We start from the raw sequence: 24,380 nt of genomic DNA, 5'->3' as shown, positions 1-24,380 counted from the left end.
GATTCCTCAGTTGCCATCACGCTTAGACGGTTTTCCCGCGCCAGGACCGAAGCGCTGGATGAAATCTCTTCCCAGCCGCTCGCAGCAGTGCTCGAGGCCGGCGCGCAATTCCTTCTCGACCGTGCGCACCGAGATGCCGTAGCGCACGGCGATGTCCTTGTGCGGCATTTCGTCCACGCGCGCCGCATACACAATCGCGCGCCGGCGGCGTGGCAACTCGGCCATCGCGCGTTCGAGCGCCTCGAGTTCGTTGCGTGCCTCGGCGCCGCGCGCGGGATCGGCCATCTCGTCGGCCATGTCGTACAGCTCTTCGACCTCGCCGGCGTTCAGCAGGCGGGCATTGCTCTTGCGCTGGTCTTCCGCCGCGTTCAGCGCAATGCGGAACAGATAGGCCGAGGGATAGCGCACCTCGCTGCGCACGGTGGTGTTTTCCACGCGCAGATAGGCTTCCTGCAACGCATCGTTGGCCAGGTCTTCCGAGCCCAGCCGGATCTGCAAGTGCTTCCTGAACTGGGCGTAGCGCGCAAGGAACAGCGCGCGCAGCGAGGCTCTGATCGAATCCGGCATGCCGTGTGCCCCTCAGCCCGCGCGCGACGGCGTTCTCGGACCGAAGGGGCGGCATTCGCGCGCCGGATCGGCACGCGGAGTCAGCAGGATGGTCACGGGCTGCGCCATTGCGCCCGGCGGTGGCGTGTCCATCTCCAGCTTGCGCAGGCTGGACAGCACGGCGGCGTCGCGTTCGGCAATGCCGCTGCCTTCGAGCAGGCGCGCGTTCTCGACCCGCCCGGTGGGGTCGATCCACAACTGGATGCCCAGGCGGTAGCGGCCGAATGCGTCGGGCTGGGCGATGCAGAGCACGCGGGTGATCGAGTTCTGGAGCACATGTGCATAGGCAGACTGCGCGCGCGTGTCCGCAGGCGTGGCAACGCCTGAAGAGGCGCGGCCTTCGGCCGAGGCGGCCTCCGCCTCGGGCTCGGGTATCAGCGTGAAAGCGTTGGCGGCGCTGTATCTCGCCACAAGCCCTGTGCCGTCGAGCATGCGGCGCAAGGCCTGGCGCGGCGCGAAGTCGCCCTGGACAACAGCGGACCGACGACCGGATATCAGGCTGCCGGCCACAAGGACCGAATGGCCTGTGATGTTTCCGAACAAGGCCAGCGCCGTTTCGAGGGACTGGACCTGCAGGTCGAAGTGCAGCACCTTGTCGTTGTTGACGTCCTCCGACGCCACCACGTTCTGCGCCGCCGCCATGCGCGCACCGATCATCAGCGCGAGGACGAAGAGGCACCAGGGCAAGGTCAATGCGCCGCCGGGTGCGGAACTGCGTGTCATGTGGCGGAGGTCAATGGCGAGAAGACTTGTGGAATCCGGCGCCCGCGGCCGTCTGGAATCCGCCTCGTTGGTGCTTGTGCCGGAGGCTAACAACGGTCAATGACCGAGATGTGACGTTTTGTTTACACGCGAAGCGTCATCGCGGGCCGCCTGAGTTTCCATTGACGTCCGCATTCGTGCGCTCACCCTCATGCCTCGAATTCGAGGCGCTCCTATCTCAGGGCCTTCCTCACAGGCTTCTTCGCCCCCTGGCGCAGCGCCCGCTGCCGCTGGGGCGGGCCTGAACCTCGCGATGCGCGCGCCGGGACCGCCACATCGTGCTGGCTCGCCCGCAGGGTGAAGTCACAGGTCTTCACGGCCAGCTCGACGATTCGCGCCAGCGCGGGACTGGCGTTGTCGCGCCGGTAGACCGCGCTGTACACCAGCGGCGGCGGCATGGGGTCGCTCTTGACGATGCGCAGCAAGCCGCTCTTGATGTCCGGCCGCACATAGTCGAGTGCCTGCTGGCTGATGCCGAAACCGCTGATCGTCAGTTCGCGCAAGACAGTCGTGCTGTTGGTCAGCAGGACCTTGCCGAAGCGGAAGCCGTGCTCCGCGCGCCAGGCTTCGTAGAACCTGTTCTTCGACGCCCCGGCGGGCTGCTCGATCACCGGGTAGTCGGCAAACTCATGCGGCTTCAGTGCCCGATGGGGAATGTCCAGCCGCGGGCTCGCGATCCAGGCCTGGTCGACCTGCCCCACCTTGATCGATTCGAAGGCCTGTCCCCAGAAGGTGCCGGGCATGATGGACAGGTCGAGCTTGTTGGCTTCGAGGCGCTCGAAGAGCGTCAGCCCTCCGTCCACCACCGGCTCCAGCGTCACCTCGGGGTGCAGCTTCTGCAGAAGCTGGATCAGGCGCGTGAGCCAGGTCATGGCGATGAGTTCCGTCACGCCCACGCGGAAGGTGCCGCGCAGTGTCTTGTCGACGCTGATGTCGTGATGGATGCGCTGCCACAGGCGCTGGGCTTCTTCCGCGAGCGGCAGCAGCTCACGGCCTGCATGGGCCAGCTCCAGGCCGTGGGAGGTGCGATGCAGCAAGGGGCCGCCCAGTGATTCCTCCAGCTCCGCCAGCCGCTTGGAGATGGCCGACTGCGTGGTGTGCAGCTTCACCGCCGCGGCGCTGAAGCTCTGGAGCCTGGCGCTGAAGAGAAAGGCCTCGAGCTGCTTGAAGGTGAAGTTCATGGCTGCGGAATGTACGCCCATGGGCAGCCAGGAGAAAAAGGAATACCGCGCTGCTCCGATTTCTCGTTTGTCCTGCGGTGCACGCACTTTGATACTGCCTGCATGCTTCACATCGCACCACGCCTGAATCGGATCAAACCATCCCCCAGCTCCATGGCCGGCCAGAGAGCGCGCGAGCTGCGCGCGATGGGCCGGGACATCCTGAGCCTGACCGCCGGCGAGCCGGACTTCGAGACGCCCGATCACATCAAGGAGGCCGCCATCCGCGCCATGGCGGCCGGACAGACCCGCTACACCGACGTCGGCGGCACGCCGCTGCTCAAGGAGGCCATTGCCGGCAAGCTGCTCGACGAGAACGGACTGGCCTATGCGCCGGGCGAGATCATCGTCGGCACCGGCGCCAAGCAGGTGATCTTCAACGCGCTGATGTGCACGGTCGCGGCGGGCGACGAAGTCATCGTGCCGGCGCCCTACTGGGTGTCCTACCCGGACATCGCCCTGCTGGCCGGCGGCGTGCCGGTCTTCGTCGACTGCCCTGCGGCGGCAGGCTTCAAGCTGCAGCCCGCGGACCTGGAGCGTGCCATCACCGGCAAGACACGCTGGCTGATGCTCAACTCGCCGAACAACCCGAGCGGCGCGACCTACACGCGCGCCGAGCTGCAGGCACTGGCCGAGGTGCTGCGGCGCCACCCGCACGTCTGGGTGTTGACCGACGACATCTACGAGCACCTGATCTATGGCGACATCGAGTTCGCCACCATGGCCCAGGTGGCGCCCGACCTCAAGGACCGCACGCTGACGGTGAACGGCGTGTCCAAGGCCTACGCGATGACGGGCTGGCGCATCGGCTACGGCGCGGGGCCTTCTGCGCTGATCAAGGCGATGGTCAAGCTGCAGTCGCAAAGCACTTCCGGCCCGAACTCGATCGCCCAGGCGGCGGCCGTCGCGGCGCTCACCGGGCCGCAGGACACCATCGCCACGAACCGGCGCGAATACCAGAAGCGCCGAGACACGGTGGTTGCAGCGCTCAATGCCATCGACGGTATCCGTTGCGATGTGCCCGATGGCGCCTTCTACGTCTTCGCGTCGTGCAGCGCGCTGTTCGGCCTTCGCACGGACAAAGGCACAGTGATCGAGACCAGCGACGACTGGGTGATGCACCTGCTCGATTCACAGGACCTCGCGGCGTTGCAAGGCAGCGCCTACGGCGTGCCGACGCATTTCCGCCTTTCCTTTGCCGCCAGCACCGAGCAACTGCTGGAGGGCTGCCGCCGCATCGCGCGGGCGCGCGGCGAACTCTCGGGCCAAGCCATCAACCAGGAACCGCAATGAAACTTCGCCCTCTTCTCGATCTTCTCAAGCTGCTGCCAGCCCTTGCCGCCGGCATCGTTTGCCTCGGCGCCACCCACGCATGGGCCGCCGATGCCTTCCCGACAAAGCCCGTGAAGATCCTCGTCGGCTTCTCGCCCGGTGGTTCCAACGACGTCGTTGCACGCCTGATCGCACCGAAGCTGGCCGAAGGGCTCGGGCAGCAGGTCCTGGTCGAAAACCGGCCCGGAGCCGGCGGCAACATCGCGGCCTCGACGATGCTTGGCGCGCCGGCGGACGGGCACACGCTGCTGATGTGCACCACGGGAACGCTGTCGATCCAGCCGTTCATCCTCAAGAGCATGCCCTTCGACCCCGAGAAGGACATCGCGCCGGTCACGCAGGTCGTCAACGCGCCCTACATGCTGTTGGTCAATGCAAGCCTGCCGGTGAAGAACGTCAAGGAACTCGTTGCCTACGCCAAGCAGAAGCCCGGCGAGATCAACTTCGCTTCTTCGGGCACGGGCACCGGCGGGCATCTTGCCGGTGAAATGCTGAAGAGCCGCGCGGGCATCGACATCGTGCACGTGGCCTACAAGGGCACCGGCCAGGCGATGACGGACCTCATCGCGGGCCAGGTCTCGATGATCTTCGACCAGCCCGTCAGCTCGATGCAGTACGCCCGCGCGGGCAAGCTGCGCGCGCTGGCAGTGGCCAGCCCGCACCGGCTGGCGGCCTTTCCGGACATTCCGACCGTGACCGAAGCCGGCGTGCCTGACTTCGACCCCGTGACCTGGGCCGGCATCTGCGCGGCGAAGAACACGCCGCCCGCCGTGGTCGAGCGCATCCAGCGCGAAGTCGCCAAGGTGCTGGCGATGCCCGAAATCGCCAAGCGGCTCGCCGCCGACGGCCTGGAGCCCGTGGGGAGCACGCCCGAGCAGTTCCGCGCCTTCCTGGCAGCCGACAAACGCAAATGGGGCCGCGTCGTGAAGGATGCCGACGTCAAGGCCGAGTAAGAAAGAAACACGCGATGAACCAGTTTCCCGACATCGTTCGCGACTTCGAGCGCGTTCCCTCCGATCTGGTCCGGCAGGCCTCTGCGTTCCAGCCGGCCATTCTTGCCGACGTCAATGGCCGCAGGGGCGCCCTGCACGGCCGCATCCAGGCGCTGCGCCATCGCATGACGCTGGTGGGCAGCGCGCTCACGGTGGAAGTGCGGCCCGGCGACAACCTGATGATCCACGCCGCCATCGCACTGGCAAGACCGGGCGACGTGCTGGTGATCGACGGCAAGGGCGACCAGAGCGCCGCGCTCATGGGCACGATCATGATGAACGCCTGCCGGCAGGTCGGCATTGCCGGCGTGGTGATCGACGGTGCGGTACGCGACAGCATCGAGATCGACGAGATGGACTTTCCGGTTTTCTCGGTTGGCACCAACCCCAATGGCCCGACGAAACTGGCCTCTGGACGGATCGGGCATCCGGTGTCCGTCGGCGGCGTCAGCGTTCGTGCTGGCGATCTCGTCATCGGCGATGCCGATGGCGTGGTGATCGTCGAGCGGGAGAAGGTCGAGATGCTTCTTCAGGCGGCGGAAAAGAAGGTCGAGGACGAAGCCGCGCGCATCGATGCCATCAAGCAAGGCAACACGGCGGCCAAGTGGTTGGATGCGGCCCTGCGCAATGCGGGGGTGCTGAAGGAAGGCGAGAAGCTGTAGCAGTGTCGCGTGTGGCCTCGCGCCGTCAGGTCAACTGCACAACTGACGCCCCTCGATAGCCTCGAAGAATGACGATATGAGCCGGCTCTCCCGCCGCTCGCGCAGGCAGCACACGTGGATGTGCGTGGAGACGACGTCGCCCTCTATGCGCACGGGCCTCAGGCGCGGATCGGGCACGTATTCGGACTGGGAGACCGTGCCGACGCCCAGCCCCCTGGCGACGGCCTCGCGCAGTGCTTCGCGGCTTCCGATTTCCATCGCGACCTGAATTGTCACGCCCTGTTGGAGCAGTGCTTCCTCAAGTGCCTTGCGGGTGGTCGAGCCCGCCTCGCGCATCAGCAGCGGTTGCCCCGACAGCTCTTTCAGCGCGATGGATTCACGCTTGGCAAACGGATGGTCGACATGCACGAATGCGATCACCGGATACCGCGCATAGAGCTGCATGTGGTAGCGCTCGTCCGGAAACCAGCTCGCCACCACCGCCACGTCGCTCACGTATTTGTCGAGCGCACTCAGGACCACCTCGGAATTCCCGAGCGTGACGGAAAGCTTGATGCGCGGATGGATGGCGTGATAGGCCTCGATCATTTCGGTGACATGAAAGGGCCCCACCGCACCGACCTTCAACGATCCCCGGTGCAGCTTGCCGCTTTCGTCCAGCAGCGAACTCATGTCGCCTTCGAGCGCAATCATCCGCCTGGCCAGCGGCAGCATTTCCAGTCCCAGCGCGGACAGTTCCACGCGCCGGCCACGGCGATGGAACAGCTCGGCGCCGTACTCGCGCTCCATCATCTGTATCTGCGAATTGAGCGTGCTGTGGCTCATGCCCAGCGTGCGCGCGGCGGCGGTGAAACCACCGTCGTGCGCGACCGCGATGAATGCGCGTATCTGGTTGAGCGTCAATGCAAGGTCTCCCGGGCTTCTGATCGTCTGAAGTCAAAGCGGGAAATCATGCCGGCCGATCATGATGGCCGTGTGTAAGCCCTTGGATCCGCCGCGCGCTATGCGGCGGCGACGCCCATGGCCGGGTCGCTCGTGCCGTCCTTGCCGGTCTCCAGCCGCCCCGCGAAGCGCCGCTCGAAGCTGTTGCCCATGGTCAGCGTGAAGTCATACCAGCTATGGGTGCCCGCCAGCGTCCACGACGGCTCCACCTGCATGCCGGGCGCCACGGTGTAGGTCCAGGGCCCGTCAGTGCGGTACGCGTTGGAGTTCACGGTCAGCGTGGCCGGTGCGTTGCCCATGTTCATGATCGTCAGGTAGACCGAATTGCCGTCGGGGTCGTAGCAGACGCGCACCTCCGGGTTCGGCCCGCTCGCCAGCGCGCCCAGATCGCCCTTGAAGCGCCGGTGGTAGCCGTTCGGCCCCAACACCCAGAGGCTGTACTTGCCCGCGTTGTCCGCGACCGCGGCCCATGCATCGGAAGCCATCTTGCCGGCTTCCACGGTGTAGCGCCGGGGGTAGCGCGACAGGTTCAGCTCGTCGTACACATGGAACACGGCGCCCTGGGCTCCGGTGTTGCTGAAGGTCAGCCAGACCTGGCCGTTGGCCAGCTCGACGTTGGCGCTGGTGTGCAGGCGATAGGGCAATGCGCGCGAAGGCCGCACGGCAAGCGCTTGTGTCGGTAGCGGCACGGTGCCCGCCGCCGGCACGGGCACGGCAGGCGAAGCCACCTGCTGCGTGTACGTGGCGTCTGCCTGTGCCTTGGTCGGCGCCGTCGCCAGCGCGGGCTTGGCGCTGTTCGGGTTGCGGAAATCGAAGCACGACATCAGGTCGCCGAACACCGTGCGGCGCCAGGGGCTGATATTGGTTTCGCGCACGCCGAAGCGCTGTTCGAGAAAGCGCAGGGTCGAGGTGTGATCGAACACCTGGGAGTTGACCCAGCCCCCGACGCTCCAAGGCGAGATCACCAGCATCGGCACGCGCACGCCGGCACCGAAGGGCTTGCCGTCGGGCGTGACCTTGCTCGTGTCGCCGGGAGGCGCCGGCATCGTGTAGTACTCGCTGCCGATGTCCACCGTCGACTTTCCGGCAAGGGTGCCATCCGCATTGCGCCAGGGCGGGTCCGGCGGCGGCATGTGGTCGAAGAAGCAGTCGTTCTCGTCGAAGTTAACGATCAGCACCGTCTTGCTCCAGACGTCCGGATTCGCGGTGAGCATGTCGAGCAGCGTCTGCATGTACCAGGCGCCCTGCCCCGGAATCGACATGCTCGGATGCTCGCTGTAGGGCCCCGGCGCGACGATCCAGCTGACTTGCGGCAGCGTGCCCGCCGCGATGTCGTCGGCCACGGCCTGCAGGTAGCCGCCGTCCGGCATGGTGTTGCCGAACCCCTTGTACAGCGGCGACTGCGCCTCCATCGCCGGCGTGTACACCGCATTGGGCGAGCCCTGCGACCGAAGCTGTTCATCGACGGCGCGGTAGGACGCGAACGCGACCAGCTGGTTGTTGTTGCTGTTGTTGCCCGGCCTGGTGTAGACCTTCCAGCTCACGCCGGCCGCCTGAAGGCGCTCGGGATAAGTCGTCCACGTCAGGCCATCGGTCGAAGGACCCAGGCCGCCCCAGTTGGCATTGGTGACGCACGCCTGGCCCGCGACGTTGGCACCGTTCGTGCCGCTCCACAGGAACATGCGGTTGGTAAAAGTGCCCGTATGGATCGACGTGTGATACGCATCGCAGATCGTGAATGCATTGGCCAGTGCCCAGTGGAACGGAAGATCCGATTGCTGCAGATAGCCCATAGAGACCTTGGTGTTCTTGGCCTTCGGCCATGCCGCCATGCGCCCGCCGTCCCATGCGGCTTGCTGGTTGCTCCAGTCGTGCGCACCGCCGGTGCGCAACGCATTGCCCTTGGTCGCATCGAGGTAGTACGGCTGCACGGTGTCGGCTGTGCCTTGCTGCAGCCACACCGGCTTGCCCGAAGCCATCGGGATGGTGAAGCGGTCGCTGAAGCCCCGCACACCGGGCATGGTGCCGTAGTAGTGGTCGAACGAGCGGTTCTCCTGCATCAGGATGATGACGTGCTCGACGTCGTTGATGGTGCCTGTCGCGTTGTTGGCCGGGATGGCCAGCGCGCGCTGGATGGCGGGCGGAAACGGACCGAGCGCGGCGCTGGCCGCGGCGGCGCGCAGGAAGGTTCGGCGGTTGAATGTGGTCATTGTTTTTTTGGAGGGCGGCGGTGGGGAATGTACGGCTGCATCCGTGCGGTCACGGCGCGCAGTCGAGCTTCGAGTTCAGAACGGGCGCGGGCTGCGCGTCGGGGCCGCACGCGGCGCAATTGCCGGGCGTGGGCGGTGCGGTGATCGGTACCTCGGCAGTTGCGGCGCCATCGCCGGACGCGACGGACGCTGCAGGCGCGTTGGGGAGCATCGCCGCCAAGGGCAGCCCTCCCCCACCACCGCCGCTGCCGCCACCGCCGCATCCGGCGATCAGCAGGCATGCAACGCATGCCGTGCCCGCCGCCCGCATGGCGCCACGCCATCCCATGGAATGTTTGAACGTCATTGCGCGCACCCTCAGTTGACCGGCAGCGTCGACAGCGGCCTGTTCGACAGGAAGATCGATTGCAGCTCGGCATCGGTCAGTACGCGGTTCCACATCGCCAGATCGCCGAAGTGATGCTGGTACGTGGGCGCAGTCGCGCATTTGCCGGCGACGTACGGCGGCGTGACGCTGCCACCGCACTTGTTCATGAGGAAGGTGCCGGTGCCGTCGTCGCCGATGCCCCATTGCGGATACGGGGAGAGCTTCGAGAGGTCGACGGCGCCGGTCGACTTGCCGACAGCCACGCGGTTGGTGGTGCTCGTCACCGGATCGAACACGACCATGTTCATGGTCTTGGCCACGCCGTCGACCGAGAAGGCGATGTACACCCAGCGGTTGACGGTGATCTGCGTGTAGGGGCTGGTCGGCCCGTCCGCACGCACGCCCCCGCCCGACCCGATGTTGAAAGCCACGCCGCACTGGTTGCCCGAACTGGCGAACAGACCGATCGCGACGCCGGCGTTGGCGCCGCTGACGTAGTTCTTGTTCGAGATGATCGTCACGTTGTTCGTGGCAATGCACGAGGGCGTCTTGAACCAGAGCCCGATCGTGAACTGCGGCGCGCTGCCGGTGGAGATGTCGAAACCGCTGGCCGGCGTGAGCCTGTAGCCCTCGAAACCGTTGGTGTTGACGAAGTTCGTGTCCACCAGCAGGCCGTTGCTGCCCGCGAATGGCCCAGGCACGACGAGCCCGGCCGCTGCCGGAAGATCGTTCGCGGCCGGTCCCATCGTGCTGTGGGCCATGGCATCGATGGGCGGCAGCGTGGCGCTGAACGGGTAGTAGGAGACCAGTCCGTTCTTCAGCGTCGGCGCCAGCGGCACCGGAGGAACGTAGGACACCGGTGGCGAAAGCACGGCTTTCGATGCAGCGGCCGCATCGTCGCCGGCCTGCACGGTGTAGCTGAACTGGTAGGTGCCTTTGGCGCTCAGGACCTGCGAGAGCTGGTTGTCGGTGTACGACGCGGTGCCGGCCGGCAGCTTCGACGCAATGACCTGCCCGTCACGCAGCACCGTGATCGCGCCGGTCGATGGCACCGTCCAGTTCAGCACCACGTTCGCGTCGGAGGAATTGTTGCTGGCAACAGATGCGGCCAGTTGCGACACGGGCTGCGCGCCGACCAATCGGCCGCCATCCATCGCATAGGTCTTGGTGTCCGGCAACGCGCCCAGATGGCCGAGCACGGTCGGTGCCACGTCGGCGATGCTGGCGTAGGCATACAGGTCGGCCAGCTTCGCAGGCACCGGGGCGCCGACGCCTTGCGCTGCGATGTTGGCCGCCTGGTTGAGACCGATGAAGGTGCTCGACTCAGGCACCAGCGGCAACCCGTCGTCCTGGCTGTTCGCGCTGAAGCCGTGGTTGCCGGTCACCACGATCAGCCATCGGCTGTTCTCGCGCTTCGCGGTGGCGGCCACGAGAGTGCCGACCGCCTTGTCCAGATTGGCCAAGGTGCCCGCGTACTGGTTGGAGCCGAGCCCGAAGTCGAGCGCGGCATCCTTGGTCGAGCGGTACTGCGCCAGCACCGTCGCGTAGTCGCTGCCGATCAGTTGCGCGGCCTGCGTGGTCACGCAATCGGTGGCGGTCGCATCCTTGGAGCAGTCGGTGAGCGCGTCGAGGTAGCCGCTGTCATGGTCCGACGACAGCAATTGAGCCAGGCCGGCGGAGGCGACAGCGGCGCCGTTCAATCCGGTGTTCTTCTGGCGGGCCATCTGGAACAAGGTGCCGGTTCGAAGCGCTTGCCTGGGGGCCTCCGACATCACCTGATGACGGCTGGCCCAGGTGCCGGTCAGCAGCGTGGCCCAGCCGGGCGTATCCAGCGTGGGTTGCTGGCTGGGCGTGCCGGCAACGCCGCCGCTGTAGGCCAGCCTGATCTCCAGCTTGGCAAGGTTCGGCAGCGTGCCCGCGGCGATGCCGCTCTGCACGGCGCTGTAGGTGGCACCGTCGAGGTCGATGACCAGTGCCCGGTTTGCAACCGGAGGCGGCGGTGTGTCGGGTGTTGCGCCTGCGCTTGCAGGAGGCGGCGGGGTTGGCAAGGCCAATGCTGCACCGCCTCCGCCGCCACCACCGCAGCCGCTCAACGCCACGGCCAGCGTCGCCGTCAGTGCGAAGGCGCGCGTCCATCCGGCGGCGCATTGCAGTGGTCCACTGGAGCCCGAGGCTTTACGCGGCATGGAAGGTTTTTGTCGATGGCGCGCCTGCGTCGCGGCATCCGGAACGGCGTGGGGAGTGAGTTGCTCGACTGGCATTTTTTCGACGGTCTTTGGTGGGTGGAGTGGTCGAATTACAGAAGAGTGAGGTGACGTGCCAGAGACGAAAGCCCATGGGTATTTCGATACTCCTGTCGGCTTTTTCGTCAGATCGGAGGGCGTGTGCGCACCAGCAGCGGCGGTGCATAGCGTTCGATCCATTTCGTGGCGACCGCATCCGCCATCGTTGGATGGCTTGGGGCGCAATGACTGGTCGGGCAGGCGCAATCCCGCCTGTTGATCCCGGCTCTCTCGGGCTGGTCTGGTCGTCGACCCGAGGGACGAGAAGGAACGCTCGTGTGCATGACGTGGGGCATCGGCTTTGTCTCGCGTGGTTGTCTGCTTGTTTGTTCTTGCATCGCGCTGTGCCGCGCGTTCCTGAATGGATGCAAGTGTCAAAGCCGACCGCTGCCCCCGTCCAATCGCATTTCTGACGCTGGTGTGGTCGAAAACCGATGGATGGAATTCGCTTGTGCGATCACGGGGAAAGCGCGCATGCCGATGCGCACGACGTCGTGCTAGCGCACGCGTCGGGAGTCTTTGCCGCACCCGCGCTGAAGGGCCTGCGCGGGCGCGGCCCGGGAAGCGGTGTGTTGCGCAGTTGCTTACGCTACGTCGAGGTTGCCCTTGCGCACTGCCACGAACTCAGCGCTCGCGACCCGGCCAGCGTCTATCCGTTTGCCGGGCTACCAGGTCCAGCGTATCCCGGCGTTGCCCATCACCGTTCGCTGGCGCTTTCCACCGAGGTTGGCGGTATAGCCTGCGGTCACGAACGCGCTGGTCGACTTGTTGATCCTGGCGACCAGGCCCGCGTTGATTTGCGCGGCCGACTGGCTCACGCTCGTCGTGATGGCCGTCGCGCCGCCGAAGACTGCGTTGTCGCTCGAACCGAAATTTCGCAACAGGTTCAAGCGCACATAGGGCTGCCAGACGACGCCCGGCGTGTCGAAGCGGCCCTGCAAGCGCACGCCCACGCGGCCGAGAAAGGTGTTGCCGCTGTTGAATGCGACCGTGGATGCCGTGTCGTTCAGGTCGTTGATCGACACCTTCTGCCAGAGCAACTGCGCCTGCGGCTCGATCGTCAGGTTCTCGCTCAACGCGATCGGCCAGCCGCCTTCGATGGAGCCGCTGAACGACTTGCCGTGCACCGAGGTGCCAAGGCCGTCGCGCGAGTTCGTGTCGATGGACAGCGAACTTCCCATCAACACCGCATCCGTGTACCAGCCTCCCGGCCCGATGTGCGTCCAATAGCCGCCCAGGCTGTACGCATCGATCGCGAGGCGGCCGACGGCGGAGCCCTGCCAGCCCATTGCAAAGCCATTGACATCGCCGCTTGCGCGCGCGTAGCCGACGAAGACCCCGAAGTGGTTGCGATGGCCGCTGGCGTTGGAATCCGCATAGATGTCCAGACCGGTCTGCAAGCCTGCGATCGATCCCTTGTATCCGGGGTTGACGGTGCCGTCCTGGCGCAGCGTGGTGCGGCCGCCCCACACGCGTCCCCATGCGGCCGGCAATTTGCCATCCGCCGTCAACAGCGACTGGTCACCCTGCCGCTGATGGAAGTTGTCGAGTTGCTGAATGCCGATCTGGCGGGCGATGGCCGGCAATTCGGCATAGATCGCAACCTCCGGCCGGTACAGCGGAATGGGCAAGATCCCCGAAGGCGGGAGCGGTGGCGTGTCGTCGGATGGCGTGGGGGTTTCGGTGTCGCCACCTGGCACAGGCGGCACCACGTTGCGCAGGTACCAGTTCTGCGACGTACCGCCGTTCACGCCGCCCTTGGCGAGGTAGTAGGAGTAGGCACCGGCCTTGACCGGGCCCGCGAGCCTGAAGGCGCTCGCATCGGTCGTCGCTCCGTTGGTCGTCTGGACCACCTGGATGCCATCGGCGAGCGTCTGCGCGCCCCCGCCGCCGACATTGCGGATGCGCAGGCTGGACGTTCCGCTCGCCTTTCCGCCATCGACCACCAGCCGGTCGGACGGCGCACCGTCTCCCGCCACATAGGTGTTCAGGCCGATGACGCCGTTCTGGCCCACATAGTTGCCCACGACGTTGAGCCGGTTGCCCACGCCCAGGCCACCGACCTGCGCCAGCCCTGCGTTGATCAATTGTCCGTTGATCGTGAAGGTGCCCATCCCCGAGCCCGCGAATTGCGGCAGGCCGTCGGCCACAGCGACCGTTCCGTTGTTGGTGACCTTGCCGGTGACGCTGCCGTAGCCGCCCAGCGTGGCACCCGGCGAGACATTCGTGTTGCCGCCGCCGGAAAGCGCCGCGCCGGGATGCGCGGCATCGCCCACGGCGAGCGTGCCGGTGGCGACCGTGGTGACGCCGCTGTAGGTGTTGTTCGCATTCAGGACCGTCATGCCGCTGCCTGCCTGGGTGACCGTTCCCGTGCCCGAGATCGTTCCGGGAAAGATCACGTTGTCGGATCGGTTGAAGACCAGCGAGCCGTTGTTCTTCACGTCACCGACGATCGCGCCGGTCGTGCCCCCGTTGCCGAGTTGCAGCGTCCCGGCCGAGATCGTGGTGCCGCCGCTGTAGCTGTTGTTGGCCGTCAGCACCGTGGTGCCGCTGCCCGCCTGGGTCACCGAGCCTGTACCGGAAACCGCACCGGGAAAGACCACCGTGTCGGATCGGTTGAACACGAGCGAACCGTTGTTGGCCACGTCGCCCGTGATGCTTCCGCTGGTGCCACCGTTGCCCAGTTGCAGCGTGCCCGCCGAGATCGTCGTGCCGCCCGCGTAGGCGTTGGCGCCCGTCAATGTCAGGCTGCCGGTGCCGGCCTTCGTGAATGCACCGGGCCCTGTCATGCCTTGTGTCAGCGTGGACGTGAACCCTTGCGTGTCTATCGTGCCGCCCGGTGCGTTCAGCGTGACTGCGCGGGATGCGGCCAGGTCGAGGTTCTGCTGAAGCTGGAGCGTGCCGCCATTGAATGTGAGCCCGCCCGTGTTCGCGCCCAGGGCATTGTCGGCACTCAGGGCAATGGTGCCCGCCGTGATCGTCGTGCCGCCCGAATAGGTGTTGCCACCGGCGGCCGAGGGTGCGAGCACCAGCGTGCCGACCTGCGTCTTCTCGACCGAGCCGGTGCCCGAGATCAGGCCCGTGTATGTGCCGTTGTCGGGCTGTGCGAAGCGCACCAGTCCGTTGTCAGTCACGGTGGGCGGCAAACTCTGCGCGCGCGCTTCGAGCGTGCCCGCCGGATCGACGATCACCTTGCCCGTGTACTGGCTGTTGTTGCCCGTCAGCACGAGCGTGCCCTGCTGTACCTGCGCCACCGTGACCCCGGCGATCGTGCCGGTCAATGTCCAGATGCCCGGGTCGTTCTTGTAGAGCGTCGTGAAATTGACCATGTTCCCGGGCAGCGATGCGCTCCCCGTGCCGCTCAGGAAGATGGTGTTGTTCCCGCCGCCGCCATCGAAGTTGCCTGTGATGACGGAGCCGGTGTACAGCCGCAGCGTGTCGTTGCCGCCGGCAAACACGAGGTTGCCGATGACCTGGCCCTTGTTGCTGAAATCGACCGAGCCGTTGCCAGAGGCGCCGATCACGTTGCCGGGCGCCTGGATGATGCCGGTCTCGTTGTTGATGACCGTGTTCAGTCCGCTGGAGTTCTCGAACCAGATGGCGGCTGCGTTGACGCTGCGGATGGTTCCGTTGTTGATGATGGTGTTGCCGCTGCCGATCGGGTTCACCGCCTCCCCGTTCCCTTGCGATCCGCCCGCGATGACCTGCGCGCCCTGCTCCACCGTCAGCGTGCTGTTGTTCCTGAACTCGATGGTGTTGCCGCCGGCGACATAAAGGCCATTGGTATTCGTGGCACTGTTTCGCACGATCGCGCCGCTTCGAATCGTGATGTTTGCGTTGTCACCCAGGCTGATCGCGTTCGCGTTCCCCACGGCAACCTGCGCATTGGGTCCCACTGTGACGATCGATCCCGATGGTGTGGTCGGTCCAATGCCGATGGTCGAGGTCCAAGGATTGGGCGCCGTCGTATCGCAGTTCGTCGTCAGCCCGGACACGGTGCATGCCGCATAGGCATCCCCTGGTTTCAAGGCTGAGAACAGCAAGAGCGCATAGGCAGCAGAAGCAACGAACTGGTACCGGATTGGGTAGTACATGATTGTTAACTTTGTTGCCCAAAATTAACAATTCCAATGCAACCCGTACAGCCTCGTTACAGGCTATTGCTCTTGTTGCGCGATTGGTACGCGCGCGCCTCTACGGCCTGCTACTTAAGCAGTATGAGAAATTGAGATTATTGCGGCAAAGGTACTCAGGAGTGCCAACGCCGACTGGCGCGGCTCACCGGAGTGGCCCCATGACGAATGGCATGAGGCGGTGAGATATGCGAGGCGTGCGCTACGCGGCCGGCCCTTGCACGACGACGCCGTACCAGCCCAGCCCGCGATAGCTCTCGTATCCCGGCGTCGCCGCGAACGACACGGTGCGCCCGTCCGCCGTGCGATAGAAGCCGGCGCGACGCCCTTCGGTGACGAGGCGGAAATGCTCGTTGAGCGTGTCTGCCTTGTCCGAACTCGCGATGACGCGAAACTCGGAGTCGACGATCAGACAGCGCGTGCGCCGCCATTCCTCGTCGCTGAGCCGCACGCCCTTGACCACCGCCGAGGCCTGTGCGGCCCAGTCGAAGAAGATCACCAGCGCGCCGAGCGGCCGGCCGTTCACAGCGCCGCGCTCGCGGATCGCGGTGGCATACGTGGCGACGTGCGCGCTCTTCAACAGCGGCAACGCTTCGACGTCACCGGCGACGAAGTCCGCGCCCGACGGCGTTTTCATCGCGTCCTTGAACCAACGCGCGCCGGCGATGTTGCGGCCGGCGACCGCGTAGCTTTGCGGCCGGCCGTTCGCGACCACCGTGCCCGAGGCGTCCACGATCCACAGGTCCAGGTACACGGTGTAGCTGTCGAGAATCACCGACAGCCGGCGTGACGCGTGTTCACGCTCCGGCACCCCGCCACCGGAGAGACAGTCGACCACCGATGAATCGGTGGCCCACCAGCGCACATCGCACGAGCGCTCGTACAGGTTGCGATCGACGATGTCGATCATGTTCAGTGCCAGGTCGGCGCAGCGCTGCCCTTCGTGTGAGCGCAGCCGCTCGATCATGCTGTCGCCCAGGTCGGTCAGCTTCGACAGCGAGCCGGCGAGTTCCTTGTTGAGCCCGGTGGTGATGTCGGAAATGCGCACCGACACCTGCTTGACCTGGTTGGCGACGACCGCGAAGCCCTTGCCTGCGTCACCCGCTCGCGCGGCTTCGATCAGCGCGTTGAGCGCAAGGAAGGTGGTCTCCCGGTTGATGTCGTTGATGTCGGAAATTTTCCCGGTGGCCAGCTTCTTGACCTGGTGAGTGAGTTCGACGATTTCCTGTGGATTCGACATGGTGCGGCCTCGAGTGGATAGCTGTTGCTTTCCACCGCGCAGCAAGTATCAGGCCGGGGTGTGTGGGCGAAGCGCCATGAGCGATGCCCGCAGCATGACCCGAATTTGATTCCAAAATAAATAGTTGACACTTAAACAATTCAGTCATAAATTTACGTCGCCGCGAGAGCTTCGTGTGCGGCTCTCGGTGGCATCACCTCTTACGCACTCGTTCAAACCGCGCGCCAACACGCGCACTCAGGAGTCGCAAATGTCCATGCTCAAGATCGCCAGGTTCTTCTCCACCGCCGCTTTCGGCGCCGCAGTCGTCGCCGCCAGCGGGGCCGGTGGGCTCACCACCGCAGCGGCCGCCACGGCGGCCAAGCCCAGCATCGTTCTGGTGCACGGTGGCTTCGTCGACGGGTCGGGTTGGGAAGGCGTCTACAAGATCCTGTCGAAGGACGGGTATGACGTCACCATCGTCCAGAATCCGACCATCTCGCTGGCCGACGACGTGGCGGTCACAAAGCGTGCGATCGCGAATCAGAAGGGGCCGGTCGTTCTCGTCGGCCATTCCTATGGTGGCGTGGTCATCACCGAGGCCGGCAACGACGACAAGGTCGCGGGCCTTGTCTACATCGCCGCGTTCGCGCCCGACAAGGGCGAGTCGGTCGATTCGTTGATCAAGAACCCCGCCCCCGGCGCTCCGGTGCCCCCGATCCTGCCGCCGCATGACGGCTTCCTGATGCTCGACAAGACGAAGTTCGCCGCCTCCTTCGCAGGGGACGTGAAGAGCGGCACGGCCGCCTTCATGGCGAATTCACAAGTGCCATGGGGCGTTGCCGCCCTGGGCGGTGCGGTGAGCGAGCCGGCGTGGAAGTCCAAGCCGAGCTGGTATCTCGTGAGCAAGGATGACAAGATGATCCCGCCAGCAGCGCAGCGCGGCATGTCCAAGCGCGCGGGTGCGGTGGTTGTCGAAACGCCCGGCAGCCACGCCATCTATGTCTCGAACCCCAAGGCCGTCGCCGCATTGATCAAGCGCGCGGCCGACAAGGTGGCGGTTGCCGCCAACTGAACGCGTCGCGCTTCGCACCACTGATCCTGCCGCCCTCCCCGGCAGCGCGGGCACAGTCGATGGCTGTGCTCGCGCGTCAGTTCTTTCAAGGCCGCGAAGCCGGCGTCAAGTGCGAGATCGAACTCGCAAAGGCTCGTTTTTTTCGGAATCAGTGCGCGGCCAGGACGCTCGCCTGGTACGACACGTCCAACAGCTTTCCCTTCTGCGCGTAGTAGCGGTCCAGGCGCCACTCCTTCAGGATCTCGAGCGCAAGCCCGAAGGTGTTGAGGTTCAACGTGTAGAGGCTGGCAAGGGGGAAGTCGGTGTCCGACTCCAACGCCAGAACGAGCCGTGCCAAGGCCAGCGATTCCTCGCTGTTCGGCTCGGCCGTGATGATCTGGCGTGCTTTCTTAATCGCGTTCATTCGGGTCCTTTGTGGCGGTCTTCGAGCGCTGTCACAGGGGAGAAACGCAACCTCGGCTTACCAATGCCCGTTGGGCAGTCTGTTCGAGTAGGGACTCGGCGCCAAGGTTTCGAGCAAGAATAATCAGTCTAGCACCGCGTTTGGGGGTGAGTGATCGATGCCATGCACGACACGCAAGGCCCCCGATGGCGGTCAGCGTCCCCCCACCGAAAGCGCATCATGAGCACAGCGAGCGACGCCAGTTTCTGGAACCGGACCTCACGAAGCTATGCCAAGAACCCGATCGCGGATCAGGCCGGATATGAGCGCACGCTGGAGCGGACCCGAGCCCTGCTGAAAGCCAGCGACAGGGTGTTGGAACTCGGCTGTGGAACAGGAACAACGGCGCTTCAGCTCGCAGGCGATGTCCAGGACTATCTTGCGACAGATATTTCCGATGGAATGATCACGATTGCCAACGAGAGGCACGCGGCCAGCCCGATCCGGTCCCTTGCCTTCCGCACCGCAACCGCGGAATCGATCGCGTCTGGCGCGGCGCAGTTTGATGCCGTTCTGGGATTCAACTATCTCCATCTGGTCCGCGACCTGCCTGGCACCTTGCGCTGCATTCACGCCCTGCTCCCGACGAAGGGCCTGTTCATCTCCAAGACACCCTGCCTCGGGGACATGAACCCACTCATCCGGCTTGCCTTGTTGCCCGCGATGCGCGCAATCGGAAGCGCACCCTATGCTGGCGTCTTCCGAGCAACGGAGCTGAGCCAGCACTTGACCGCAGCGGGCTTCGACGTTCTTGCCAATGAAAGCCACGGGACCACGGGCAACGACAACCGTCCTTGCATCGTGGCCTGCAAGAGGTGATGCAGTTGATGACCCCTTTCGATCCGATACGTGCCTTCCTGATGCCCTCGGCCACGCCGAATGGCTTTCTCGTGCCGGGCGTGGCCCTCTACGGCGACAGCATCATGGCGAACGGCATCGCGCACCGCCTGCAGGCTGCGGGCGTGGTGGTCAACGACCTGTCCCAGTCCGGAGATTCGGCCGCCAACGCATGGCGCCGCTTCGCCTATGACCTGCGCACCATGCAGACCGTCGTCCTTCAACACGGCACGAACGACCTCTCCGCGGGGCGCGACCCGGTGCCGTACCTGCGCCGCATGGCGAAGCACGCGATGGCCGAGGGCCGCCGTGTCATGTTCACAGGCATCACGCACCGCGAATTGCCCTGTGCATACAGTTGGCAGCGGGCAAACGACGACATCAGGAAACTTGCCGCCGACCTGCAGTGCGCGCACGCAAGCTGGAACGGTGTCGCATATTCGTCCGAAGACCTGATACACCCTGACGCGGCCATGGCAGAGCGCCTCGTCACCCGGCTCATGGAGACGCTCGCGCAGCCGCAGTAGTACCTAGTACTGGGCCTCCACCCGGCCAGACCCGGCCGACGCCTTCGTCTCCGGCCCCTCGAGCACCGCCGCCATGTCGCTCAGGTACTGCCCGACCACCGGCTCATGCGTGAGGTTGAGCATGTGGTGAATGCCCGGCGGGTCGTTCACATAGCCCACGGTCCATCCACGCGCGGTCATTCCTTTTCCGACAGCCGCCATGTCGCGCGACGGCGAGCCGAAGGCGAAGATGCACAGCGCCGGATTTCCCAATGTGGGCAGGCCGAGCGCATCCAGCCCCGCCTGCATGGCACGCCGCGTGGCCAGCACGCGCTGCGTGACGCGCAGGTAGCCGTCCTTGCCCAGGTAGTTCATCACGGCCCATGCGGCAGCGATCGCGCCGCCGGCGCGCGTGCCGACGAGCGTGTGCGTGAAGTACTGGCCGCGCGGCCAGTTGTCGAAGTAGTAGCCCATCAGCGCGAAGGCCTCGGGATCGGCAAAGAACAGCGTGGAAGCACCCTTGGCCGTGTAGCCGTACTTGTGCAGGTCGGCCGAGATCGAGGTCACGCCCTCCACCACGAAATCGAAGTCCGGAATGTCGGCGCCAAGCTCGCGCGCGAACGGCGCGAAATAGCCGCCGACGCAGGCATCCACGTGCATCCAGGTGCCCTGCTCGCGCGCCTGTGCGGCGAGTTCGGGAATCGGATCGACCACGCCGTGCGGAAACGCCGGCGCCGAGCCGACAAGCATTGCCGTGTCGGGCGTCAAGGCCGCGCGCATCGCGGCCACGTCGGCGCGAAAGTCCGCGCCCAGCGGCGTGCGCACCGGCTCCAGCCCCAGGAAGTAAGCGGCCTTGTCGAAGGCCGGATGCGCGCTCTGCGGCATCACGATCCGTGGCTTGCCCATGCCGGGGCGGCGCGCCAGCGCCCGGTCGCGCGCGCACTTGACGGCCAGGAAGATGCTCTCGGTGCCGCCGGTGGTCATCGCGCCGCAGGCCTGCGGGCCGCCATGCAACAGGCCGAGGCCCATGTCCACGACTTCCTTCTCGAACTTCGCAAGGCTGCCGAAGGCGCGCGGCCCCAGGCCGTTCTCCGAGAAGTACATCAGGTAGGCCTGCTTGGCCACCTCGAGCACGTCTTCGCCCGCGTAGTGAATGAACATCGGCACGCGGCCGCCGCGCCAGTCGGCGTCGTTGCTGCTGGCGTCCTTCAGCTGGCGCTGCAGTTCGTCCCATGCAATGCCATGGTCGGGAAGTCGGGTGGTCATGGTGGGCGTCATCCTTCCTTGCCGCCCCAGTGGACGACCTTGTTTTCGAGTGCGCGCGCCAGCAGGTCGAGCGCATAGCCCAGCACCGCCATGATCAGCGCGCCGACGATCACGACATTGGTGAGCAGAAAGTCCGAGGCCGACATCGCCATGTAGGCAATGCCCGCGTTGGTGGCGATCATCTCGGCGCCCACCAGCATCGTCACGCCGATGCCGATGCTCACGCGGATGCTGGTGAAGATGCCCGGCAGGCTGGCCGGAAAGATCACGCGCCGGAAGATCATGGTGCGCGAGGCACCGAGCGCCATCGCCGCCTGCACCTTGCGCCGGCCCACGCCACGCACCGCCTGCATCGCGCTGATCGACAGGATCGGGAACAGCGCGAGCACGATGATCACGATCTTGGCGACCTCGCCGATGCCGAACCAGATGATCAGCAGCGGCAGCAACGCGAGCTTGGGCATCGGCCGCGAGATCTCGATGGGCGGATCGAGCACGGCCTTGACCGTTTCGTTCATGCCCATCCACAGCCCCAGCGGAACGGCAACCACCACGGTGAGCACGAACGCCAGCCCGAAGCGAAACAGGCTGATGCCCAGGTGGTGCGCCAGCGTCTTGCCCTGGTAGCCGTTCTGCATGAGCTGCAGGAAGGTCTGCCAGACCGACACCGGTGACGGCAGGAACAGCGGCGCGACGAGCGGCTTGTCGCCCACCAGCGGCGTGGTGATCAGGAACCACAGCGCCAGCAGCACCGCGAAAGAACCCAGGTTGATCCAGCGCGAACGGCCCTTGGCGCCCGGCGCGTAGGCGGAGGCGCTCATCGCTCGCTCTCCTGGCGCTGCGCCGTCAGCGCCTCTTCGCGCAGCAGGCCGAAGATCTCGGCCTTCATGCGCGCGAACTCCGCGCTCGTGACCACCGCCGGGTCGGCGCTCTGCGCGAACTGGGGCCGAAAGCTCGCCTTGATGCGCCCTGGCCGCGCCGACATCACCACAACCTCGGTGGCCAGGAACAGCGCCTCGTCGATGCTGTGCGTGATCCACAGCACCGTCTTGTGGGTCTCTTGCCAGATGCGCTTGATTTCTTCCTGCAGCAGCTCGCGCGTCTGTGCGTCGAGTGCGGCGAAGGGCTCGTCCATCAGCAAGATCTCGGGGTCGTTGGCCAGCGCGCGTGCAATGCCCACGCGCTGCTGCATGCCGCCCGAGAGTTCGTAGGGATAGCGCCTGGCGAAACCGGTGAGCCCGACCATCTCCAGATAGTGCGCCGCGATGCGCTCGGCCTCCACCTTCGGCTTGCCGGTGGCCAGCGGCCCGAATGCCACGTTGTCGCGCACGCTCATCCAGGTGAACAGCGCGCCCTGCTGAAACACCACGCCGCGCCGCGGGTCGGGGCCGCGCACCGGCAGGCCATCCATCAGCACCCGGCCGCTGGTGGGCCGCTCGAAGCCCGCAAGAATGTTGAGCAGCGTGCTCTTGCCGCAGCCCGAAGGGCCCAGCAGGCAAGTGAACTCGCCTTCTGCGATGTCCAGCGTGATCGGCTCCAGGGCCTGCACGGCATCGGCGCCCTGCCCGAACCGCTTGCTCACCTGCTCGAAGCGGACCTTAGGCGCATCGTCGTTCGTGCGTTCTGCCGGTGGCATCGCTTCAGGCCACCATCTTGGCGACGAAGCTCGAATCGACCAGTCCGCCCACGTCCTTGGGCATGGCCGTGATCTGGCCGGACTCGAACAAGAACTGCGCCTGCGTCTGCAGCGTCTTGAACACGCCCGTGTCCTTCTCGCCGGGCTTGCCCATCCATCGGCTGCTGAGCTGCTCGCTGGCGGGCACAGGATAAAAAGTGTTGAGCGACCGCATCACCGTTGCCTCGTCGACATTCAGGAACTTGGTCATGGTGTCCACCACGTCCTTCGGCTCCTGCTTGAAGCCGCGCGCGATCTGCTCGTAGTCCTTGAGGAAGGCGAGCACGAGGTCCGGCGACTTCTGCTTGAACTCGTCGCGCACCAGCAGGCCATCGAAGATCAGCAGGCTCTGGCGATTCAGGTCGCCCGTCTTGAAGATGATCTTGCCGCCGTCGTCGGTCAGGCGCGGCAGCACGGGCACCCAGATGTAGCTCGCGTCGATGTCCCGACGCTGCCAGGCGGAAACGATCTGGTCGGCGCGCATGTTGATGAGCTGCACGTCGTTCAGCCCCAGGCCCGCGAACTTGAGTGCGGCAACGGCCGCGAAGTGCACCGAGGTGTTGAACGGCAGGCCGATCTTCTTGCCCTTGAGGCCGGCCACGGTGGTGATGCCGGAGTTGCCCTGCACCACCAGGCATTCGCTGTCCACGATGTTCTTGTAGACGTACACCATCGAGGCCTTGAGCCCATTGGCGTAGCCCACCATCATCGGGCTGGAGCCGATGTTGCACATGTCCAGGCTGCCACCGGCCATGGCCGAGATCACCTCGGAGCCCGCGCGCACCGTCACGAAGTCGCTGCTGACGCCCTGCCCGAATGTCCTGGGCGTCAGGTTCTTCGCGCGGATGTAGTTCTGCGCGTCGATCGCACCGAAGGTGCCGAGCTTCACCGAGCGCGACTGCGCGAACGCGGGGCCGGCACTGCCCAGCAACACGCTGCCGGCGGACGATGCCAGCAGCATGTTCGCGGCGGTCAGATGGAACTCACGACGAGAGAGATTCAGCTTCATGGGGCGGCCTTTCCTGGGACGAAGGAAGAACGAAACCCACCGCATGGCGGGCCCGGCCGGCAGTTTAGGAGCGCTTGAATATATTCAGAATGCTCCAAAACCCACCCACGCGCGAATCTCAGGGTTTGAGCAGGCGAATCAGGAAGCGGGAGCCGTGCGCCAGATCGTCACGCATGGCCTGCCCGAGGGCATCGCCGTCGCGCCGACGCAGCGCATCCACGGCGACCAGATGCGTCTCGTGGCCGGTCAGGCTGCCGCAATATTGGGGAAACAACAGGTTGAGCGTGGGACCGACGCGCAGCCACAGGCTCTCGATGATGCGGATCAGTATGGGCTGGCCCGACGCCCGATATATTGAAAGATGAAACTCCGAGTTCTGCACCAAGGTCTGGTGCGCGTCGCCCGCCTTGATCGCGGCAAGGTGCGCCTGCATCACGGCGTCGAGACGTTCGATCTCTTCATTGGAAATGCGTGGCGCCGCCTCCTTGGCCGCCAGGCATTCGAGTTCCATCCGGATCTTCAAGATCTCGCGGTAGGTCTCCACACCCAGCCGGGGAACGCGGATGGTGCGGCCGTTGACCACCTCCAGCCCATGCTCGACCACCAGACGCTGCACGGCCTCTCGCACCGGCGTGAGGCTCACGCCGAAGTCCTCGGCCACGCCGCGTACCGTGAGCACCTGCTCGGGCAACAGGGCGCCGGTCATCAAGGCCTGGCGCAGCTTCTGGTAGGTCCGGTCGGTCAGGGTGTCGGAGGACGTCACGGCTGCTGCCGCTGCCGCCGCGGGGCGTTTCGACGGGCGGCTGGATATCGAAGACGGCTTGGGCATTGAAGGAGGCATCG

General features: G+C 65.6%; 22 protein-coding genes. 7 read left to right on the top strand and 15 right to left on the bottom strand.

The window, feature by feature from the left end:
• Positions 1 to 6: 6 nt before the first annotated feature.
• The 3 genes from ACSFB7_RS30600 to ACSFB7_RS30590 all read right to left on the bottom strand — a co-directional run bounded on the left by ACSFB7_RS30600 (position 7) and on the right by ACSFB7_RS30590 (position 2,570).
• Entirely contained in the window at positions 7 to 567 is a 561-nt protein-coding gene (locus ACSFB7_RS30600) for an RNA polymerase sigma factor (protein ID WP_435476091.1), read from the bottom strand.
• Between the two features lie 12 nt (positions 568 to 579).
• Complete coding sequence (locus tag ACSFB7_RS30595; protein WP_435476090.1) at positions 580 to 1,329, bottom strand: TonB family protein; 750 nt, start codon at positions 1,327 to 1,329, stop codon at positions 580 to 582.
• A gap of 212 nt (positions 1,330 to 1,541) precedes the next feature.
• Positions 1,542 to 2,570: a LysR family transcriptional regulator gene (locus ACSFB7_RS30590; RefSeq protein WP_435476089.1), complete on the bottom strand. Its 1,029-nt coding sequence runs from the start codon at positions 2,568 to 2,570 to the stop codon at positions 1,542 to 1,544.
• 81 nt (positions 2,571 to 2,651) lie between these two features.
• On the opposite strand from ACSFB7_RS30590, the gene ACSFB7_RS30585 reads away from it, so the two are divergent.
• Genes ACSFB7_RS30585 through ACSFB7_RS30575 form a run of 3 tightly spaced genes read left to right on the top strand, consistent with a single transcriptional unit; the run spans position 2,652 to position 5,574 of the window.
• Positions 2,652 to 3,881, top strand: coding sequence for a pyridoxal phosphate-dependent aminotransferase (locus tag ACSFB7_RS30585; protein ID WP_435476088.1), 1,230 nt, complete (start codon positions 2,652 to 2,654; stop codon positions 3,879 to 3,881).
• Positions 3,878 to 4,873, top strand: a complete 996-nt coding sequence (locus tag ACSFB7_RS30580; RefSeq protein ID WP_435476087.1) for a Bug family tripartite tricarboxylate transporter substrate binding protein — start codon at positions 3,878 to 3,880, stop codon at positions 4,871 to 4,873. Before ACSFB7_RS30585 ends, ACSFB7_RS30580 begins: the two co-directional genes overlap by 4 nt.
• 14 nt (positions 4,874 to 4,887) lie before the next feature.
• Entirely contained in the window at positions 4,888 to 5,574 is a 687-nt protein-coding gene (locus ACSFB7_RS30575) for an RraA family protein (RefSeq protein ID WP_435476086.1), read from the top strand.
• Positions 5,575 to 5,604: 30 nt separating this feature from the next.
• On the opposite strand, the gene ACSFB7_RS30570 is transcribed toward ACSFB7_RS30575, so the two are convergent.
• The 5 genes from ACSFB7_RS30570 to ACSFB7_RS30550 form a co-directional block, all read right to left on the bottom strand.
• The gene (locus ACSFB7_RS30570; RefSeq protein WP_435476085.1) at positions 5,605 to 6,477 is read right to left on the bottom strand and encodes a LysR substrate-binding domain-containing protein; all 873 of its coding nucleotides are present in this window, start codon (positions 6,475 to 6,477) and stop codon (positions 5,605 to 5,607) included.
• 98 nt (positions 6,478 to 6,575) lie between these two features.
• Positions 6,576 to 8,726, bottom strand: a complete 2,151-nt coding sequence (locus ACSFB7_RS30565; protein WP_435476084.1) for a phosphocholine-specific phospholipase C — start codon at positions 8,724 to 8,726, stop codon at positions 6,576 to 6,578.
• 49 nt (positions 8,727 to 8,775) lie between these two features.
• The gene (locus ACSFB7_RS30560) at positions 8,776 to 9,072 is read right to left on the bottom strand and encodes a hypothetical protein (protein ID WP_435476083.1); all 297 of its coding nucleotides are present in this window, start codon (positions 9,070 to 9,072) and stop codon (positions 8,776 to 8,778) included.
• Positions 9,073 to 9,083: 11 nt separating this feature from the next.
• The gene (locus tag ACSFB7_RS30555; protein WP_435476082.1) at positions 9,084 to 11,279 is read right to left on the bottom strand and encodes a hypothetical protein; all 2,196 of its coding nucleotides are present in this window, start codon (positions 11,277 to 11,279) and stop codon (positions 9,084 to 9,086) included.
• A gap of 761 nt (positions 11,280 to 12,040) precedes the next feature.
• Entirely contained in the window at positions 12,041 to 15,181 is a 3,141-nt protein-coding gene (locus ACSFB7_RS30550; protein WP_435476081.1) for an autotransporter family protein, read from the bottom strand.
• Between ACSFB7_RS30550 and ACSFB7_RS30545 the strand changes: the two genes are divergently transcribed.
• A complete protein-coding gene (locus ACSFB7_RS30545) occupies positions 15,165 to 15,386 on the top strand; it encodes a hypothetical protein (RefSeq protein ID WP_435476080.1) in 222 nt (73 codons plus the stop codon). The genes ACSFB7_RS30550 and ACSFB7_RS30545 overlap by 17 nt on opposite strands.
• Positions 15,387 to 15,710: 324 nt before the next feature.
• Here the strand turns inward: ACSFB7_RS30545 and ACSFB7_RS30540 are convergent, their stop codons facing one another.
• On the bottom strand, positions 15,711 to 16,748 hold the full coding sequence (locus ACSFB7_RS30540; RefSeq protein ID WP_435476079.1) for a cache domain-containing protein: 1,038 nt from the start codon (positions 16,746 to 16,748) through the stop codon (positions 15,711 to 15,713).
• Between the two features lie 250 nt (positions 16,749 to 16,998).
• Between ACSFB7_RS30540 and ACSFB7_RS30535 the strand changes: the two genes are divergently transcribed.
• Positions 16,999 to 17,802 carry an alpha/beta hydrolase gene (locus ACSFB7_RS30535; RefSeq protein ID WP_435476078.1) on the top strand — a complete coding sequence of 268 codons (804 nt, stop codon included), beginning with the start codon at positions 16,999 to 17,001 and terminating at the stop codon, positions 17,800 to 17,802.
• A gap of 148 nt (positions 17,803 to 17,950) precedes the next feature.
• On the opposite strand, the gene ACSFB7_RS30530 is transcribed toward ACSFB7_RS30535, so the two are convergent.
• Complete coding sequence (locus ACSFB7_RS30530; RefSeq protein WP_435476077.1) at positions 17,951 to 18,205, bottom strand: hypothetical protein; 255 nt, start codon at positions 18,203 to 18,205, stop codon at positions 17,951 to 17,953.
• A 219-nt stretch (positions 18,206 to 18,424) separates the two neighbouring features.
• On the opposite strand from ACSFB7_RS30530, the gene ACSFB7_RS30525 reads away from it, so the two are divergent.
• Positions 18,425 to 19,063: a class I SAM-dependent methyltransferase gene (locus tag ACSFB7_RS30525; protein ID WP_435476076.1), complete on the top strand. Its 639-nt coding sequence runs from the start codon at positions 18,425 to 18,427 to the stop codon at positions 19,061 to 19,063.
• Between the two features lie 8 nt (positions 19,064 to 19,071).
• Positions 19,072 to 19,608, top strand: a complete 537-nt coding sequence (locus tag ACSFB7_RS30520) for an SGNH/GDSL hydrolase family protein (RefSeq protein ID WP_435476075.1) — start codon at positions 19,072 to 19,074, stop codon at positions 19,606 to 19,608.
• Positions 19,609 to 19,611: 3 nt separating this feature from the next.
• On the opposite strand, the gene ACSFB7_RS30515 is transcribed toward ACSFB7_RS30520, so the two are convergent.
• The 5 genes from ACSFB7_RS30515 to ACSFB7_RS30495 all read right to left on the bottom strand — a co-directional run bounded on the left by ACSFB7_RS30515 (position 19,612) and on the right by ACSFB7_RS30495 (position 24,300).
• On the bottom strand, positions 19,612 to 20,853 hold the full coding sequence (locus ACSFB7_RS30515) for a pyridoxal phosphate-dependent decarboxylase family protein (protein ID WP_435476074.1): 1,242 nt from the start codon (positions 20,851 to 20,853) through the stop codon (positions 19,612 to 19,614).
• An 8-nt stretch (positions 20,854 to 20,861) separates the two neighbouring features.
• Complete coding sequence (locus ACSFB7_RS30510) at positions 20,862 to 21,674, bottom strand: ABC transporter permease (RefSeq protein WP_435476073.1); 813 nt, start codon at positions 21,672 to 21,674, stop codon at positions 20,862 to 20,864.
• Positions 21,671 to 22,489 (bottom strand): ABC transporter ATP-binding protein, encoded by an 819-nt coding sequence (locus ACSFB7_RS30505; protein WP_435476072.1) that lies wholly within the window; start codon positions 22,487 to 22,489, stop codon positions 21,671 to 21,673. Before ACSFB7_RS30505 ends, ACSFB7_RS30510 begins: the two co-directional genes overlap by 4 nt.
• Before the next feature lie 4 nt (positions 22,490 to 22,493).
• Positions 22,494 to 23,537, bottom strand: a complete 1,044-nt coding sequence (locus ACSFB7_RS30500; RefSeq protein ID WP_435476071.1) for a taurine ABC transporter substrate-binding protein — start codon at positions 23,535 to 23,537, stop codon at positions 22,494 to 22,496.
• Between the two features lie 118 nt (positions 23,538 to 23,655).
• On the bottom strand, positions 23,656 to 24,300 hold the full coding sequence (locus ACSFB7_RS30495; RefSeq protein WP_435476070.1) for a GntR family transcriptional regulator: 645 nt from the start codon (positions 24,298 to 24,300) through the stop codon (positions 23,656 to 23,658).
• Positions 24,301 to 24,380 lie beyond the last annotated feature (80 nt).

This window comes from Variovorax raffinosi (assembly GCF_051216615.1).
Classification (GTDB): Bacteria; Pseudomonadota; Gammaproteobacteria; order Burkholderiales; family Burkholderiaceae_C; genus Variovorax.
This window is presented reverse-complemented; position numbering and strand designations above follow the sequence as displayed.

Bases quoted from the DNA above. Each gene is read 5' to 3' on its own strand.
- ACSFB7_RS30600 (WP_435476091.1), bottom strand. From the start codon at position 567: ATGCCGGATTCGATCAGAGCCTCGCTGCGCGCGCTGTTCCTTGCGCGC.
- ACSFB7_RS30595 (WP_435476090.1), bottom strand. From the start codon at position 1,329: ATGACACGCAGTTCCGCACCCGGCGGCGCATTGACCTTGCCCTGGTGC.
- ACSFB7_RS30590 (WP_435476089.1), bottom strand. From the start codon at position 2,570: ATGGGCGTACATTCCGCAGCCATGAACTTCACCTTCAAGCAGCTCGAG.
- ACSFB7_RS30585 (WP_435476088.1), top strand. From the start codon at position 2,652: ATGCTTCACATCGCACCACGCCTGAATCGGATCAAACCATCCCCCAGC.
- ACSFB7_RS30580 (WP_435476087.1), top strand. From the start codon at position 3,878: ATGAAACTTCGCCCTCTTCTCGATCTTCTCAAGCTGCTGCCAGCCCTT.
- ACSFB7_RS30575 (WP_435476086.1), top strand. From the start codon at position 4,888: ATGAACCAGTTTCCCGACATCGTTCGCGACTTCGAGCGCGTTCCCTCC.
- ACSFB7_RS30565 (WP_435476084.1), bottom strand. From the start codon at position 8,726: ATGACCACATTCAACCGCCGAACCTTCCTGCGCGCCGCCGCGGCCAGC.
- ACSFB7_RS30560 (WP_435476083.1), bottom strand. From the start codon at position 9,072: ATGACGTTCAAACATTCCATGGGATGGCGTGGCGCCATGCGGGCGGCG.
- ACSFB7_RS30555 (WP_435476082.1), bottom strand. From the start codon at position 11,279: ATGCCGCGTAAAGCCTCGGGCTCCAGTGGACCACTGCAATGCGCCGCC.
- ACSFB7_RS30540 (WP_435476079.1), bottom strand. From the start codon at position 16,748: ATGTCGAATCCACAGGAAATCGTCGAACTCACTCACCAGGTCAAGAAG.
- ACSFB7_RS30535 (WP_435476078.1), top strand. From the start codon at position 16,999: ATGTCCATGCTCAAGATCGCCAGGTTCTTCTCCACCGCCGCTTTCGGC.
- ACSFB7_RS30530 (WP_435476077.1), bottom strand. From the start codon at position 18,205: ATGAACGCGATTAAGAAAGCACGCCAGATCATCACGGCCGAGCCGAAC.
- ACSFB7_RS30525 (WP_435476076.1), top strand. From the start codon at position 18,425: ATGAGCACAGCGAGCGACGCCAGTTTCTGGAACCGGACCTCACGAAGC.
- ACSFB7_RS30520 (WP_435476075.1), top strand. From the start codon at position 19,072: ATGACCCCTTTCGATCCGATACGTGCCTTCCTGATGCCCTCGGCCACG.
- ACSFB7_RS30515 (WP_435476074.1), bottom strand. From the start codon at position 20,853: ATGACCACCCGACTTCCCGACCATGGCATTGCATGGGACGAACTGCAG.
- ACSFB7_RS30510 (WP_435476073.1), bottom strand. From the start codon at position 21,674: ATGAGCGCCTCCGCCTACGCGCCGGGCGCCAAGGGCCGTTCGCGCTGG.
- ACSFB7_RS30505 (WP_435476072.1), bottom strand. From the start codon at position 22,489: ATGCCACCGGCAGAACGCACGAACGACGATGCGCCTAAGGTCCGCTTC.
- ACSFB7_RS30500 (WP_435476071.1), bottom strand. From the start codon at position 23,537: ATGAAGCTGAATCTCTCTCGTCGTGAGTTCCATCTGACCGCCGCGAAC.